This window comes from Congregibacter litoralis KT71, from assembly GCF_000153125.2.
Lineage (GTDB): Bacteria > Pseudomonadota > Gammaproteobacteria > Pseudomonadales > Halieaceae > Congregibacter > Congregibacter litoralis.
On sequence record NZ_CM002299.1, the window covers coordinates 4,311,823 to 4,328,542 of the forward strand.

Here is a 16,720-nt window from a genome sequence, read left to right on the forward strand (position 1 = left end):
TGGGCACGCAACGTACATTCCATACGAATGACGCGAAGGTTGGGGAGTGGTTATTGGAGCACGAAGTGTTGTCAGGGGAAAGACATAGAGTACAAAGGAGGGCTGAGCAATGACGGTGGCTGTTGGACTACGTCTCCAAACCAACAGTGTTATCTAAATCGGGTCAATCTCCCATTCGTTCGAGTTCAGTCCGCGCTGTCGATAGAAGTTACAACACCGTTAAAAAGCATAGTGCCTGTAGAGCGTTCTACAATAGCGAAGCTGAACGGGCGATCCACTATGATTTCGCGGCGGGGATAAGATCGTCTGACACTGGTAACGCCAACCTTTCCGAGCACAACTGTGACGGCAGCCGCCTTCACTCCCTTTTCATCAAGCTCCAGTCGAGTGTCCTGTTTGATCAGACGAACGTAGGAAGGTAACTCACTCATACGCCCAAAATCGGCGCTTTGGCTAAACAGGCCCTCAATCCCCATAGCCTTGGGCAGCTGGCTAGTAGCCGTCATTTCCACGGCGTCGTTAAATGCGAAAACAGGCATCTGAATAGTCAATTCGTTTAACGCTCCCGTATTAGACAATACGGCGGCGATGACTTCCTGAGCGCCGGGTATTGAATCCTGAAGCAGCCACGACCAGACATCGTCCGTGTCACTTGAAGGCATGTGCACTATGAATGAATACTTTCCGCCTGAAAAAGGCAGCTCAAAGGCAGAGCTCCCATCGGCAAAGTCAGCAACGGGAGCTATATGATCATTACTGCGAAACGTTTCTGCCGGCTGCAGATTGCCCTCCACGTTGACGAAACGGTAGCCGTCGTAGATGGGAAGTCGTCGCGCAGATATCGCCCAGGCTCCCTCAAACGTCGCCGCATTAATAATCGCCCAGTCCAGGCACTCCAGTGTTTTCTGGTTAATAACCTTTTGAACCAACCCCCTCGTCTGCTCTTCAACCCAGGAGTTAATCACGCCGGGAGACTCCGGCGACACGAAATCCAGTGAACGATCGCCAGCGTTATAGAGGCTTGCTGCTTGCTTCAGAAAAGTGTCCTTAAACTCGAAGGCGTCAGTACGCTGCTGGCATGCAGGGGGGGAATCATTACCACTGTGGGCCCACAGCGAACTACTGAGGCTGAAAGCTCCTTGGGAGACGCCTTCGAGAAACGGAGAACTTATCGCTTTTGCGAGTGCCGGCGCGACTTCGCTCAACTCCGTGTCACTGTTTTGAAGCAAGCGGCGGTTCAAGAGATCCCTTGTCGTTGTGCCCGCTCCCTCGCTAAGTAGAGCCAGTGCATAGTAAAGAGACACTGAGGAAATCATGGCATTGCTTTGACTGCCGTACTCCAGACGGGCGAGCAACAAATCGCTGGCTATAGCGTTAATAGACGTTGCGTCCTGTAACTCTTGGGGACGAAGTGATTCCGCGCTGATGTCCCCGGACTGTGCGCTAACCAAACCGGAGCAAGCGCAGTGCATTACTAAACCAAAAATAAAAAGTCGGAGTCTCATAAAAACCTTACGCATCGACAGAAGGGCGCCCCATGGGTGGGGTCATTACACGTGGCGCCGCAAAAAGTGCCGCTAGACCAGGTAACGCTAGAAGTCATACAGGTACTGATCTCGCGTATTGGTCACGACACCCAGTTCAGCACCCAGCCCTACGCCGCCGCCCAGGCTAAAGCCGGTGGGCACCAAGCCGCGCTCAGGGAAGTTAATGGATACGCCCACCGAGCCAAGGAGTTTGCCCGAGAAGCTCACACTTTTACCTCGTTCAACGACCCAGTGCTTGGTAGGTACACCCTCACCAGACAGGCTCACACTGACGTCAGCGCCCGCGGCCCCGCCAGCGCCACTGCTTAATCCCGTTGAAAACAGGTAACGTCCATCTGGGGCACGATCGAGGGGTATCGCGTAACCGACGCCGACTTCAGCACCGACGCCTGCTACTGCTCCAGCGCCCAGGCCGATAACCAGAGATTTGGGGAAGTAACCCAACACTCGTGCACCGTATTCTTTTAGGTCATCCGGAGAGACACCACATATTTTCAGGAGCTCATTAGCACCATTCTCCGATCGACGACGCATCACCTCCTTCATTTTTTCGTAGTTCTCAGGACGCATCAAACAAGTGCGCAGATTGTTTATGGGCGTATCGACCCCTAATGACTCTACCGCAGCAAACATTTGTTTCGCCGCTTCTGCGTACTCTTCTTTGGAATATTTGCGGTAGCACATACCCTCGTTCGGAACGATCCCGGGGCGGTAGGAATTCCCATCGTCGCACCAGTGTTTTGGGTTAGCGTTCCAGCAGCTTTTTTGGTTATCGCCGCCGCAGTTGGGCGTCGGGTCAGTTCCCGGACGAATGCAGCGGCCCTCGCCGGGTTTGCCCGTACCAAAATACTCTAAGCCCGCGTCACACCAAGCTGCAGAGCTGACATTCCAGCAACTGGATTGGCCGAGACCACCACAATTCGGGGTCGGGTCCGTGCCGGGTACAAAGCAGGTGCCATCGCCTGGCTTGCCACTGCCGAAATACTGAAGGCCCTCGTCACACCACTTCTTGGGATCTACGTTCCAGCAGCTCTTCTGCCCTTTACCGCCGCAATTGGGTGTCTTGTCGGATCCGGGCTTTAAGCAGCGCCCACCACCCGGCTGGCCGTTGCCGTCGTATTCCAGACCGGGGTCGCACCAGAGTTTTGGATTGGCATTCCAGCAGCTCGATTGACCGAGACCACCGCAGCTGGGTGTAGGGTCTGTGCCGGGAACCACGCAGGTGCCATCGCCGGGTTTGCCACTGCCGTAGTACTGCAGCCCTTTATCACACCATTTTTTCGGGTCTACATTCCAGCAGCTTTTCTGTCCTTTACCGCCGCAATTGGGTGTCTTGTCGGATCCGGGCTTCAGGCAGCGCCCACCCCCCGGCTGGCCGTTGCCGTCATATTCCAGGCCTTTATCACACCACTTCTTGGGATCAATATTCCAGCAGCTTTTCTGATTCAAGCCACCGCAGTCCGGTGTTGGGTCAGTGCCAGCTTTTCGGCAACGTCCCTCGCCGGGCTTACCTGTGCCTACGTACACAAGGTCGCCCTTGCACCACTTGTTTTTGTCTACATTCCAGCAGCTTTTCTGATTCAAGCCGCCGCAGGAAGGCTTGGGTTTAGGCTTTGATGTTCTTTTGACGCAGCGACCACCTCCCGGCTTGCCATTGCCTACGTACTTGAGGTCTCCATCACACCATTTGTCCGGATTGAGACTCCAGCAGCTTTTCTGGTTCAAACCGCCGCAGTCGTCTTTCGCTGATGCCGGGCTGGGAAGTAGTAAGACACCTGCCGCAAGCACTATGGCGAAGAAAAATGTCATGGCCCGGATGTTTAGCGTAATCATGTTCAATTCCTGTCTATTTGGCTCGGGTCGCAACAATCCTGGGTCGCAACAAAGAAGAGTCTGGAATGCGCGTGGCGCACTTTACTGCCAGGGGTTGACGGGTGGCTGACCTTGATCAGGGTCAACCGTAGGTTCACCGGGTACGGGCTGACCAGGAATAGGCTGTGGCTGAGGATATGCAGGTGGCTGACCGTAACCCGGTTGCTGACCATACCCTGGCGGTTGACCATATCCTGGCTGCTCACCATATCCGGGAGGCTGACCATATGCTGGCGGTTGACCGTATCCCGGTTGCTCACCATATCCGGGAGGCTGACCATACGCTGGCGGTTGACCGTATCCCGGTTGCTCACCATATCCGGGAGGCTGACCATATGCTGGTGGTTGACCGTATCCTGGCTGCTCACCATATCCCGGTGGCTGGCCATATGCTGGCGGTTGACCATATCCGGGAGGCTGACCATAAGCAGGCGGCTGACCGAAACCAGGCTGCGCGCCACAGCCCTGTCCTGAAGTCATACAGGACTTTTCAAACTCAAAAGCTTGTTGATCCGTGATGCTAACCGGCATCAGCTTGTACTTTACCGGTCCAAGCATGCCTGCCACGTTCACATCCAACAGACCGTCCGGCGTGATCGTCGCGTTAAACTGGCCTACCAGCGGAAGATCCTTGCCCGTGTATTGTCCAGGTCCTGTGCGGCGCAGCTCGCTGATTACGACCATCATCGGTTCGACCTTGAGCACGAACATGTGCACCCACGGATCAACGACATAGGCGCGGCCTCGATCAATGCGGATACGTTTGCGAATCGAACTGATCATCCACTCGCCATCGATAGGCATAGCGTCCGTGGCGGGCACGTCCGTCATCATCGGCAGAAATGCGGGTATCTGGGGGACTTCCGGAATTGTCGGGATGCCCGGGATTTGAGCGTTACTTTTGACACTCACTAACAGCAGTGCCGCCAAGCCGATAAGTGATGAAACTTTGATTGTTCTTTTACTTTCCATGTCGAACTCCTGGTGTCGTTCTTTCGTAAGCGTTGAAGTTAGTCTATGACTGGACGATGGCATCGGGTATGGGGTAAATCCCCCAAACTGCCCTAACCGGCTTGTGACTGCCAAATGTGCTTTGTAGAAAACCCCACCAACGCTTCTAAAGCTTGCGTAACGCTGATGGGAATATACCAATTAAAAGTTGTAGAGGTACTGTGCGACGGTGCCGGTTACCACACCCACTTCCGCACCGGCGCCTGCTCCGCCGCTCACGGTGATACCGATTGGTTTTGCGGAGTCCGTTCCAAAGTCGACGGCTACACCACCGCCATACACGGCCTTTCCTGAGTAACTCACACTTACACCGTTGGAGCGGGCCCAGTGATTGCTAGGCATCTCTTCATAGCCCAAGCCCAAAGCCAGATCGACGCCTGCCGAGACACCAACGCCTGCCGCGAGTCCACCTGCCACATAGAACCGGGCTTCGGGGGCACTGCGCAGGGTGACGTGATAGCCGATCGCGCCCTCAATACCGCCGTAGGCAACGGCACTGCCCACGACCGCAATGGACAAGTTCCAACTTTTGGCACTAGCCGCAGACTGTGAGCTGTTGCGGGTACCATTCATGGTGCGAAAACCTGATGATCGGCTGCCCGAGGAAAACCCAAGCATCTGATTTCCGAATTCGGCGAGTGCTTGTGGTGATGCGCCGCAGTTGGCCAGAACGCTATTCACGCCATTTTTTGAGCGATTTTTCATTGCATCGCGAAGTCGCGCAAAGTTCTCAGGTCGTTTCAGGCAAGAGCGAAGTTGTTCGAGGGGGTTGTTTTGGCCCAGGTTCGCGACGCGCTGAGCAATGGGCCCGGCAACGTCTCGAAGATCCTCATCTTCGATGCGCTCTATGCAGGTACCCTGACCCGGGATGCCCGTAGGCTTGTACTTCAGATCTCCCCGGCACCACTTCGTAGGGTTAACCGACCAGCAGCTTGACTGGTTCAAACCACCGCATTGCTTCACCTTACGGGCAACGCAGGTGCCCTTGCCCGGAACGCCCGTGGGCTTGTACTGCAGATCACCGCTGCACCACTCCGTTGGATTCGCACTCCAGCAGCTTGACTGGTTCAAACCACCGCATTGCTTCACTTTCCGGGCGACACAGGTGCCCGTGCCGGGCACTCCCGTAGGCTTGTACTGGAGGTCACCTTTGCACCACTTTTTTGGGTTGGCGTTCCAGCAGCTTGATTGATTAAGTCCACCGCATGTTTTCTTAGGACGGGACGTGCTCTTTTTCTTTACACAGCGGCCTTGCCCGGGTTTACCGTTACCGCGGTAGCTCAAGCCGCTGTCGCACCATTTCTTTGGATTGATATTCCAACAGCTTTTCTGATGTAAACCACCACAATTGGCGCCGGCCTGGGCCTGCTCTGCGGCGGGTAGCGTAAAAAATAGCGCCAGGGAAAAAACCAAGGCTGCTTTGCTTGCAAGAGTTTTCATGATGAGTCTGTCCCGTTGTTGCGTTAACCGTGGGGACAGGCTACGTATCAGACGCGTGCTATTGGATGGGGTAAAAACCCCAAATTGCATGCATGGGCATGGGAAATAAGTCGCAGGTATACGAGAGATGGTTTGCGGACATCAATCGCCGCTTGTGCCGCCACCATCAGGCAAAATTGATCACAGGAGGTTTAGGCATACATGTCCATTTAGACCATGGTCCATGGTCCATGGCGGATCCTTGCGCCTAAACGTTCCCCTAGTAGGGCGAGTCGCCTTCGCTGACCACGCGGTGCAGGCTCCGGAGCGCGGGGAAGAAGTCATTCACCGGTTTGTGCTGGGTACTGCGGTTGTCCCAAATCACAACGGTGTCTTTAGCCCACCGCAGTCGGCAGGTGAACTCGGGTGTTGTGGAATGCTTGTAAAGGAACTGCAGCACCTCGGCGGACTCCAGGGGAGAGATCCCCTCGATATGCGTGGTAAAGAGCGCATTCACAAAAATGGCCTTACGACCAGTTTCGGGGTGCGTCTGAATAACCGGATGCCGTACCGGAGGGTTGTTTGCCAGGGCGTCCGCCAGACGCTCTCGACCGCCCTCTTCTGACAGGCTTTCCTTAAACCCCTGGGAGAAGTCGTGGACCGCTGTCAGGTCCTGGAGGTAACGCTGCATCCCCGGCGACAGGGCTTCGTAGGCTGCGGTCATGCTCGCCCAAAGGGTGTCGCCGCCAACGCTGGGTATCTCCACGCCACGCAGTACCGTGATCGAGGGAGGGTGCTGGCGAAAGGTCATATCTGAGTGCCACACCTCAATCTTTGACGGCTTTTCGGGCGTGCTCTCGAGCACCATCACCTCGGGCAGATCGGGAACCGTATCGTAGGCCGGATGACTCTGGAGTGGGCCGAAAAGTGCCGCCAGGTCACGTTGTTGGGCGGGCGTGATCGCCTGATCCCGAAAAAAAACAAGCTCATGCCGGTTTACCAACTCGCGCAGACTGCGCTTCATATCGTCGGTCATCGGATTGCAAAGATCTACGTCGCTGACTTCAGCGCCAATAGCGCCTGCCACGGGTTTAATGTTCATCGTCTTCCAAACCTTCTTCGAATCGATAACTCCCCACCGTCACTGTTTGAAACCTCGAAGTCGCTACAGCCTGACTTTCGAGGTCTCGGGGGGCTAACTATCTCGGGATTACTCCATATCATTCAACACAGATTTCTGTACACGCCGGCCGGTGCGACTAAACACGCCCGGGGGCTCGTACCGTTTGGCATCGTAGCTCCATAGCTACCGATCCATGATATCCGCGATGTATATGTACTCCGCATTGGATGAAAAAGCGATATCCGATGCTGTCCATCTGTCACCCGTGCCGGAAGCTACTACGCAGCCAGACACTGCTCTCAGTAATCAGACAAGCCGTAGCCGAACTTAAAGAGAGCATGGTCTGCGTCGGCTTCCAATTCATCCAGAAAAGAAGCCGTCAGACGGTGCATAAATTCGTCCTGGCTGCCGGGCTGCATGGCAATGTCGACACCGGCGTTGATAATCGTGTGAGGCGGTCCCCATCGCAACCCGCCATTTCAGTCCGTCAAGACCACACCTTCGAAACCCAGTTCGCCTTTAAGCACCGTGTTCGCCAGGTAGCCGTGCTGGTGCATGTTGAAACCGTTGACGGAGTCAAGGCCCGCCACAATCGGAGCCACACCATCATCGACCGCAGCAATGTAGGGAGGTTGAAGCCCGTGCCGGCGACTTCGATGACCGTTATCTGCGCTGCCCTGCGTATCAGCGCCAAGTTTGGACTTGCCGCCAATCCAATGTTGTGCGGAAAGATCAATGCGCCCTCGAAGGTGTTCCGCCCATACACAGCCTCTAGAGCGGTCAGCAATGGCCGAAGCGGTAGTGAACAGGATGCCTAATGCTGAGGACTTGGGCCTCCCCGCCGGACTGCGGTGAGCAGGCCCGTCAGCGCGGCGCCAAGAGTGCCAAGCAATGGAAACGTCAACAGGCCCCAATACACCAGCAGCGTTCTGAGGGGCTGACTGTCTGTCCATAGAACAGGTGGCGAAAGCATGGCAGCAAGCACCACGATCAATGCGAATCCATAACCGATCACCAGACCCCAAACCCGCCGCCGTCCTTGAGGCCCCAGGCGCCGAAAACGGTGGCATGACAAAAGTATAATGAGGGGAATTGCAAAAACCCCCAAAAGCAATGCGAGGGTGTTCATCGGACTTTGGTATGGGGGTAAAGCCAAACCCAGAAACCGCTCAGAAAAAGCAGCACCAAAGCACCGCCCGCCACATCACTGAGGAGGAATCCGCGTTTGCCAAAAACGTCTCCTGAATGGAGCTTTTCAAGAAAGCTGTCATTACGCAGGCCCGCGAGTAGCAAAGTGCCATCATTCAAAGCGAGGGTAACTTCACTGATCTTTGCGTCATTAAAACGCACTTTAATGATTCCCTTGTCGGGTCGCACGTCCATGCGGTCAATACCCGTAGCGGCCACCTCGGGAGCTACGGCAGCTTCAGCCAATTGCGCAAGCGTGGGCAAAGGCAAGGAAGCGGCAAAAGCCTCGGCTTGTTTAAAAGCTGTTTCAGGCATAAAACCAAATGTGCGCTTGTGGTTCAGCATCATGCCCGTCACGGAAATCATTACGACTAAAAAGCTGACGGTGACACCGATCCACAGGTGGCTGTAGAACATCCACCGCGTTATGGCGCGTAGTTTTTTAGCTGGTCGTTTGCGCCGCCTCGGCGCGTCGGATGCTGTGGTGGTCAAGGCTGCCTCGTAGCAGGTTACTTGGGAACATTTTTCGGGGAAGTGGTTACCGATATGAATGCTTTACGTGGGTGCAGTGACAAGCACACGGCTTCGAGGTTACATTCTGTGAGCATGTTTAGGCAAACCTAGCGGTTTTAGGCGCGTTTGTTTCTGCGTTCAGCGCGGATATCTACTCGCTACGCACCCTCAAGTATTTACTGCACTTTTGGTAGGATCACGCGTGCTAGGATCACGCAGAACTCAGGCAGGGCGGAGTGTGAGAAACGCCTTTACTCCGAACGACTACTCCACCGGAACCAGACTGCGCACATCGATAGTCCGCCCCCTGTCCCGCTGGTAATGAAACACGCCTTCGACCGATACGATCATCCCGAGAAGCTCGGTGACACCAGGCATCGGCGAGATTTCTACACGATGGAGTTCATCATCCTCTACCCAGTAGTGCAGTGGTGACGGGTGGCTGCGCAGCGTTCCCTGCACTCTCACCAGACGCCCGTCATAGTCCAGCTGCTGATTCACAAGCTGACTGAGGGAGCGCTCCGCCACTTCGTCCCTTGCCAGACCATCACCGCTGAGGAACAGCCCGAGAGACAGGAGCAGTGGCGCCGAGAGGTTCAAAGCAACGTTCTGCGCCATATGTGGGACCAGCGCCGGAATGTCGGCGTGGTGACGGCGCAGCCCCTGATGAGCCAGCAGCGCAGGAGGCAGCGACAGCAGTACCAGTAACGATGCCAACGGCAGATACCCCGTCAGCACGGCGATCAGTACTGACGCATAAGCGCCGGCGATAAAAAGCCCGTACACCGCGACCCCTGCCGCAGGGCCCCGTGCCAGCAACAGGTGATAGCGTCCGACCGTGGCATCTGCTTCCTGATCCGGGAACTGGTTCATCAGCAGGAGGTTGCTCACCAGAAAAAGCGGGAGCAGGGACGCCACTGCCGGCGTGACTCCATAGTGACCCGTCAGCGCGAAGTACGCGCCAAGCACCATGATCGGCCCGAAGGCGAGTCCTGGCGCCAGCAGACACCACAGCGGTGAACGGGTGAGGAAGCGCGTGTAGAAAACAATCAGGGCGACACCGACCAGGCCCAGGGGAATCAGCGCCGGGCCTCGCCGGTAGACAAACCAGGCACCCACGGCAAAAACAAGCATCAGGCTGACCACCCCAACCAACAGCGCCAGAGGCGCCTTTTCGGGATGCGTGGGCAATGTGCCAGTCCCCCCGCTGAAAGGCGTGCGCTTGGTGTGCAGATCAAGACCGCTGCGAAAATCCTCGTACTCGTTCAGCGCATTTACGCTGATATGAGCAGCCATGGCGCCGAAAAATGCCAGTAACAGATCACAGAGCCGCACGGGCTGACCATCATAAAATGCCGACGCCCAGGCGAGAGCTATCACTGCAGGAACCAACAGCAGAAACGGGGCGCGCATGGGCCCAAGGGTCGCGGCAAGTGTGGGATTGAGCATGAATCAGGCTCCGGAAAAGCGTGTAGAGAAGAACTTAAAAATCTGAGCGCACGCCAAACTGAGGCCTGTTATGACCCCGGCGGAGCGCGTTAATCGCTATCTATCTGCGCATCAACCCCCATCAAGGTTCTGAGCAGGACATTTGCTCCGTTGGTGATTTGCTGTGGACTGGTAAATTCCGATGGCGCATGGCTCGTACCATCCCGGCTTGGCACAAAGATCATACCAATGGGGCAGATAGTCCCAAGACTCTGTGCGTCATGCCCTGCCCCACTGGGCATTCGCTGGCGGCTCAGTCCGAGGGAGTCGGTGCTCGCTTCTATGATCTGACGAAGCGTTTCGTTTGTCGGCGCAGCCATGGACTCGTAGAACTGCTCAAAACTGATTTTTGCGCCGGTTTCCCTGGCAAGAATCTGGCTGGCACTATAAATCCGATCAAACAGCAGACCCAGCTTATCCATACTCAAGTCACGAATCTCAAGGCTCATAACTGCCTGTCCGGGAACGACATTAGGTGCCCCCGGAAACACTTGAATGCGTCCCACCGTGCCTACCTGGGTACCGGGAACGTCCGTGATGGTGTCACGTACAAGGGTCACAAACCGCGCAGCGGTATAGAGCGCGTCGCTGCGCTGATCCATGGGCGTCGTCCCCGCATGATTCGCAAAGCCATCGACGGTGACATTCCAGCGGCGAATACCAACAATGCCTTCGACGACACCGATAGCGATGCTCTTGCGATCCAGTATGGCTCCCTGTTCGATATGCAGCTCAAGATACGCAGCTATGTCGCCGGGGCTTCGGGTCACAGAATCCAGCTGCTCTGGCTCTCCGCCAAGAAACCGCATTCCCTCGCCCAGGCTTCGCTGACCAAGACTGGGCAATGCGTACTCCCTGGGTTTGACAGCACCAGCGACTGCACGACTACCGGTTTTACCACCCTCCTCGTTTGACCAGACGATAAACTCCACCGGGTGTCGGAGAGAAACCTTTTGATCATGGAGCGTCCTTGCGACTTCAATAGCCGACATCACGCCAACAATGCCATCGTAATGCCCCCCATTGGGCACAGTGTCGATATGAGATCCCGCAACGATCGGCGCCAGGTCGCTGCTGCGACCTTCACGACGACCAACAAGATTGCCCGCTGCGTCAATGTGGGTAACAAGTCCCGCTTCGCGCATGAGTCCATCGAGATACTCGAGCGCCGCTTTGTTGGCATCGCTATAGGCAACGCGGGTGGACCCACCCTCGGGCGTGCCCCCATAGGTCTTCATGGTCGCCATGGTCCCGTTCAGGCGACCCCCATCTACCTCTAAATCAGATTGGGCTGACGCTGAAGACAGGGTCGCAATATGCAGTGTAATCAGGCCGGCCAGGAGAATTGGGTTGACAGAAAAACGCATGAATAGTCCTTAAATGGCGCGAGCAGTGCCGAAGCGTAAACGCGGCAAGCAACCCACTATACCGATAACCGCTTCGCAAGATTTTAATGAAACAGTGCGCTGCTAGCGCTGTGGCAATAGTCGGATAAAACGCAGCGACAGGGCCACCGCCGCCAATCCTAATCCGACCACCAGGCCAAACCACACGCCGGGCCCACCAAAGCCCCCATGGAAACCCAGCACATAGCCAGCCGGCGCACCGATACACCAGTAAATAACGGCCGCCATAATCATCGGAATACGCGTGTCCTGCACCCCGCGCAGCAGGCCCAGAGCGACGACCTGAGCGCCGTCGGCCAGCTGGAACAGCGCCGCTGCCGTTAGCAGCGTGATGGCGATGGGCACGATCGCCGGCGAGCGGGCATCATCTGCAGATAGAAACAGGCCGATCAGAAACTCCGGCGAGAACACGAAGGCCCCGATCGCCAACATCGAGAAGCTAACAGAACAGGCGGCGACGACGACGGCACCGCGACGGAGAGACACGAGGTCCCCCATACTCATCGCCTGCCCTGCCCGGACCGTGGCAACCTGACTCAGGCCGAGATGCACCATGAAACTGATTGATGCGAGCTGGATGGCGATGCCGTGTGCCGCCAGCACCGTCTCGCCGAGCAAGCCGACCAGGATCGCGCTGAACGCGAACAGACCGGCCTCGGCCAACAGTGTGATGCCGATGGGCCAACCCAGGCGAAAGACCTGCTGACAGCACGCCCAGTCGGGCCGCCAGAAACCTTCGAACAATCCACGGCGGGAGGCCCGGGGCGACACGCGGCTATACGCGACCAGGCCGCCAAGCGTCGCGCCGTGCGCGATCAACGAAGCGATCGCCGCACCCTCCAGACCCAGCTCGGGAAATCCGAGCTTCCCGAAGATCAACAACCAGTTAGCGATACCGTTGAACACCGCCGCCATGAGGGTCACAAGCAAAATGATGCGCGTGCGCTCCAGCGCCGACAGGTGGCTCTTGATAACCATGGCAAACAACGCCGGAAACATGGCCCAACAGGCGATGCGCAGAAAACTCTGGGCGCCGGCGGCCACGGCAGGATCCTGCCCGAAGAACAGCAAAGATCCGGACCAGAACATCAAAGGCAGCACCAGTAAAGCGTAGAGTGCCGACAACCAGAAACCCATGCGAGTCACGCCGGCCAACTGCTCATCGTCACCCCGCGTGGCCGCGCCGGCAGCGAGGGGCATCACGGCGAAGGCGAAGCCCGCCCCCACGATCATCAGAAGGTTGAACACAGAAGCAGCCAGAGAGCCCGCGGCAAGTGCGCCAACCCCGTACCAGCCCAGCATCAGCGTGTCTGTCGCGCCGATAGCCACCTGCGCCAGATGGCTGCCGACCAGCGGCAGACCGAGGCGCGCAACAGCCCCCAGGTGTGCGCGCCAGGTAATTGGAGAAGCGGTGCTAATACTTGAGACCATTCGAAATGCTCTAGACCTTGCTCGACGTTTCAGGCGGATTGATCACAACAGGCTAAGGCCTGTTGTAATCCCTGCGGGGCGCCGTCGCCAGCGACGCCGTCTAAAACGCTCCTCATCGAAACCTAATCCTCCAAAAACACAAAACCCGCCATTTGGCGGGTTTTGATTTTTGGTAGGACCAGGCGGATTCGAACCGCCGACCTCTACCATGTCAAGGTAGCGCTCTAACCAACTGAGCTATGGTCCTGAAAGGGAGGCGGATTATAAGTGCCCGAACAAGGTCGATACAACCACCTTCTCCAAATGCCCCGGGGCGCCCTTCAGAGCTCACCAAAGACCAACTCTCCGGCAACGACCGTGGCGTGAACCTTGTTCTTCCATAGCTGCTCTCGTGGCACCGCGAAGAAATCATCCCGCACCAGGATAAAGTCCGCGGCATAACCGGGGAGCAGGCGGCCGACCTGGGTCTCGGCATGCCCCGAGTAAGCGGCGTCTTCCGTAAACAAGGAAAGAGCCTTGTTACGACTGAGTGCTTCTCCAACGCGCCAACCGCCGGGCGGCTCACCATCACGGTCCTGACGGGTTACTGCGGCATGGAGACCGAAAAAGGGATTGGGAGGCTCCACGGGAAAATCCGACCCCCCTGCCAGCTTTGCGCCGCTCTCAAAAAGACTCTGCCAGGCGTAGGCCCCTTCAAGACGGTCCTCACCTAATCGCGTGCCTGCCATATTCTTGTCGCTGGTTGCATGGGTGGGCTGCACCGATGCGATGACATCCAGCTCAGCAAAGCGCTGAATATCCACGGGGCGGAGGATTTGCGCGTGCTCGACACGATGGCGCAGGGCTCGCTGCCCGGAAGACGCGTTGAGCGCTTCAAACTCATCAAGAACCTTTGCGTTAGCCCGATCGCCAATGGCGTGCACATTCACCTGATACCCCAATTCCGCGGAGCGGCTGATCTGCCTCGACAGCTCTTCATCAGACAAAAGCAGCAGCCCCTTGTTACCCGGATCGTCGGAATAATCCTCAAACAGCGCAGCCCCCCGGGAGCCCAGAGCACCATCAGCCGAGATCTTCACGCTCCGCAGCTCAAACAACCCGCCGGTACTTTTTCGCGGACCCTCCAACCACTTCTTTTCGATCAGCGGATCAGCCATACGCAACATGGAATATATCCGCATGGGAAACTCGCCGTCCTTAAGGAGCGCGTCGTAGGCATCAACTTCTAACGCCGTGGATCCGGCGTCATGGGCACCCGTCATGCCCAGGCTCACGAGATAGCGCATCGCCCGGCTGAGATCGCGCTTTTTACTTTCCACCGTTGCTTCCGGTAGCGCCTCGGCGATCAGTCGCATGGCATTGTCGATGAGAATCCCCGTGGGCTCCCCCGCGTCGTCCCGGACAATCTGCCCCCCGGCGGGATCCGGGGTGTCGGCGGTGATACCCGCCAGGGACAGCGCTTTGCTGTTGACCCAAAGCGCGTGACGATCCACGCGACTCAAAGCGACCGGTCGATCTGTAATCACGGCATCCAGAGACGTTTTGGAAGGAAACTCCCCGGAGGGCCACAGCACCTGATTCCATCCCGCACCGAACAGCCAAGCTTCTCCGTTCTCGGCCACGGCACTCAGACGCGCAACCGCTTCTCCTTCACTGTCGCTGCCTGTGAGATCCACACTGGCCAGTGCGCTGCCCAAACCAGCGACATGGCCATGAGCATCGATGAGTCCTGGCAGCAATGTCAGCCCCTGTCCGTCGATACGTTCCGCTGCCTTGCTTGCTGATGCAGACGCCGCATCGTCGTAAATCGCTGTCACTACGCCTTTGTCATATTCCAGGGCTGTAAAAGACAAGCGCTCACCGTCGTGCAGGGTGTAACCACGCACGTTGTGAATCAGGGTCGCCGCCGACAGCTGCAAGGGAAACACCACCAGCGCTGCCAGAAAGCATCCACGCATATTCATCAACATCTCCTCATGGGGAAGTCCCGCCGGAAAACGCCGGCGACTCATAAACACAGCTCAACAAATGCAAGCCTACCGTAAATACTTACTGGGAAAGTAGGCACGACAGGCCTCCATCACCGATTCAGCTTCCCGGAGCTGACCGTTCGCCTGCAAACTCCGTCGTAACCAGGTGCAGGTCGCCCGCCCCCAGGGCCGCTGTTCGTGGGCGCGACTCGCCGCGGCCAGTGTCGCGACGGTATCGCCTTTCTTTGAGGCGAGATATGCCGCCGTGAGCTGCGTATCTACGCTATCGTCCGGGAGACGCAAGGTTACAGGCAATGCAAAACCCTCGCGGGCCAGAAGCACACCCCGCACATCCTCGTACAGCAATCGCCATCGCCCGGTCTGCAACAGCCCCCGGGTCAACCGGACGCCATTGCGACCCCGGGGCCACATAAACAGCTCCGCACCGGAGTCTTCTACCGTCTCTATCCATCCCGGGCGCGCGCCGAGTACCGTGACGTAATCCAGGTAAGTCGCATCATCAAACAGCGTATTTGCACGGCCGTCGATAAACACCTTCAGAGCACCATCGCTGCGCCAATGGAGATAGCCCCCCCAGTTGTAAAAAGCAAAGGTCTTGCCCTGGAGGTCATTGGCTTCGACAAAGTCCGCGAGCCCATGGGGAAACACGTACTCTGCGGTGAGATAGTGAAAGGCAATACCTGAACTTAAAGAGTAAGGCGCGACGCGAAGCCCTCCCCAGATAGTCAGGGCTAATAGCGCCGGGAGCATTAGGGGCTGCACGAGCTTTTGACGCAATAACGCGCCAGCAAAAGGGGCAAGTAAGAGCGCAAACGCCATGGCCCACAAAATGATAAAGCGCCGGCTGGTTGCGGACATGGCGGCACTGAGTACAGCGATAGCCACAAGCTCCGGACTAAAACGCACCCGTCGTCGCACCGCGGGTAGGAGCCAGGTCAGGCTCAAGGCAGCGCCAATCACCAGGGAGTAGGCATACCACGCCGAGGTAATCCCCCCGGCCTCAAAGGGCGATCGCCACTCGCCCAGGCTTCGGTAGGGCGAGTCCGCATTCAGTGCGTAGACCAGCGGTAAACAGAAAATGCGCAGGCCATCAGGATTTACAAGGCAGATGAGCGCGCAGGCGCTCCAGGTAAATGCAGCGCGGCGCAGGGCTGCCAAAGAACATTCGCGCCAGGGAAACAGCACAATAGCCAGCACCATCAGGCCGAACACAAAACCGCCGTGGAGGTTCACCCAGACAAGAAACAGCGGCAATAGGGCTTTCAGGCGTGGCGACCGAAACAGCGTCAGCTCAAGCAGAACCGCCAAGCCAAGGAGAGAGTAGAGCTGGGGTCGCATGTCCAGAAAAGGCGCTGCAATCGCCACAGCCGCGGTGCAGGCCAAAAGCGCTGCCAGGGCGTTACCGCTAATGCGGGTCAGCAACTGCTGAAACAGACAGAAGGTCGCGATGATCAGGGACCATTTCCAGATGACCAGGCTCGCCACACCGAAGACACGCACCCATCCATAGAACAACAGATCCGCCAGCCACTCGTGGTTGTGCCAGGCGCTGCCCTGCTCCGTAAAGGACCAGTCATCGACCAGCCAGGGGCTTCCCTGCTGGATGACTTCCCGACCCGCAGCAATATGCCACCAAAGATCCGAGCCCATCATTTCGGTGAAACCGAAGGAAAGGTAGATGAGCGCACCAGCGAGCAGCCAGGGCCAACTGCGCTGTAAAGGTCCGTCCAA

General features: G+C 57.2%; 12 protein-coding genes and 1 tRNA gene. 1 reads left to right on the forward strand and 12 read right to left on the reverse strand.

Annotated features, from left to right (window positions below; all coding sequences use genetic code 11):
- Nucleotides 1-185: 185 nt before the first annotated feature.
- The 5 genes from KT71_RS19390 to tauD all read right to left on the reverse strand — a co-directional run bounded on the left by KT71_RS19390 (nucleotide 186) and on the right by tauD (nucleotide 6,951).
- Entirely contained in the window at nucleotides 186-1,520 is a 1,335-nt protein-coding gene (locus tag KT71_RS19390) for a serpin family protein (RefSeq protein ID WP_008293613.1), read from the reverse strand.
- 72 nt (nucleotides 1,521-1,592) lie between these two features.
- Nucleotides 1,593-3,380, reverse strand: a complete 1,788-nt coding sequence (locus tag KT71_RS19395) for a hypothetical protein (RefSeq protein WP_023660387.1) — start codon at nucleotides 3,378-3,380, stop codon at nucleotides 1,593-1,595.
- Between the two features lie 81 nt (nucleotides 3,381-3,461).
- A complete protein-coding gene (locus KT71_RS21265; protein ID WP_202962375.1) occupies nucleotides 3,462-4,391 on the reverse strand; it encodes a hypothetical protein in 930 nt (309 codons plus the stop codon).
- 180 nt (nucleotides 4,392-4,571) lie between these two features.
- Nucleotides 4,572-5,870 carry a hypothetical protein gene (locus tag KT71_RS19405; protein ID WP_008293609.1) on the reverse strand — a complete coding sequence of 433 codons (1,299 nt, stop codon included), beginning with the start codon at nucleotides 5,868-5,870 and terminating at the stop codon, nucleotides 4,572-4,574.
- Between the two features lie 259 nt (nucleotides 5,871-6,129).
- Entirely contained in the window at nucleotides 6,130-6,951 is an 822-nt protein-coding gene (gene tauD / locus KT71_RS19410) for a taurine dioxygenase (RefSeq protein WP_008293608.1), read from the reverse strand.
- A gap of 248 nt (nucleotides 6,952-7,199) precedes the next feature.
- Between tauD and KT71_RS21190 the strand changes: the two genes are divergently transcribed.
- Entirely contained in the window at nucleotides 7,200-7,790 is a 591-nt protein-coding gene (locus tag KT71_RS21190) for a hypothetical protein (RefSeq protein ID WP_238549445.1), read from the forward strand.
- Nucleotides 7,791-8,097: 307 nt separating this feature from the next.
- Here the strand turns inward: KT71_RS21190 and KT71_RS19415 are convergent, their stop codons facing one another.
- From KT71_RS19415 to KT71_RS19445, 7 genes are all read right to left on the reverse strand, one after another.
- Complete coding sequence (locus KT71_RS19415; RefSeq protein ID WP_152025281.1) at nucleotides 8,098-8,652, reverse strand: PepSY-associated TM helix domain-containing protein; 555 nt, start codon at nucleotides 8,650-8,652, stop codon at nucleotides 8,098-8,100.
- 285 nt (nucleotides 8,653-8,937) lie between these two features.
- On the reverse strand, nucleotides 8,938-10,122 hold the full coding sequence (locus KT71_RS19420; protein ID WP_008293604.1) for a prenyltransferase: 1,185 nt from the start codon (nucleotides 10,120-10,122) through the stop codon (nucleotides 8,938-8,940).
- An 89-nt stretch (nucleotides 10,123-10,211) separates the two neighbouring features.
- Nucleotides 10,212-11,528 (reverse strand): Zn-dependent hydrolase, encoded by a 1,317-nt coding sequence (locus KT71_RS19425; protein ID WP_008293603.1) that lies wholly within the window; start codon nucleotides 11,526-11,528, stop codon nucleotides 10,212-10,214.
- 102 nt (nucleotides 11,529-11,630) lie between these two features.
- Nucleotides 11,631-12,998 (reverse strand): MATE family efflux transporter, encoded by a 1,368-nt coding sequence (locus tag KT71_RS19430; RefSeq protein WP_008293602.1) that lies wholly within the window; start codon nucleotides 12,996-12,998, stop codon nucleotides 11,631-11,633.
- A gap of 170 nt (nucleotides 12,999-13,168) precedes the next feature.
- Nucleotides 13,169-13,245: transfer RNA gene (locus tag KT71_RS19435), tRNA-Val, on the reverse strand.
- 73 nt (nucleotides 13,246-13,318) lie between these two features.
- On the reverse strand, nucleotides 13,319-15,010 hold the full coding sequence (locus KT71_RS19440; protein WP_008293601.1) for an amidohydrolase: 1,692 nt from the start codon (nucleotides 15,008-15,010) through the stop codon (nucleotides 13,319-13,321).
- Between the two features lie 24 nt (nucleotides 15,011-15,034).
- Nucleotides 15,035-16,720: a hypothetical protein gene (locus KT71_RS19445; protein WP_008293600.1), complete on the reverse strand. Its 1,686-nt coding sequence runs from the start codon at nucleotides 16,718-16,720 to the stop codon at nucleotides 15,035-15,037.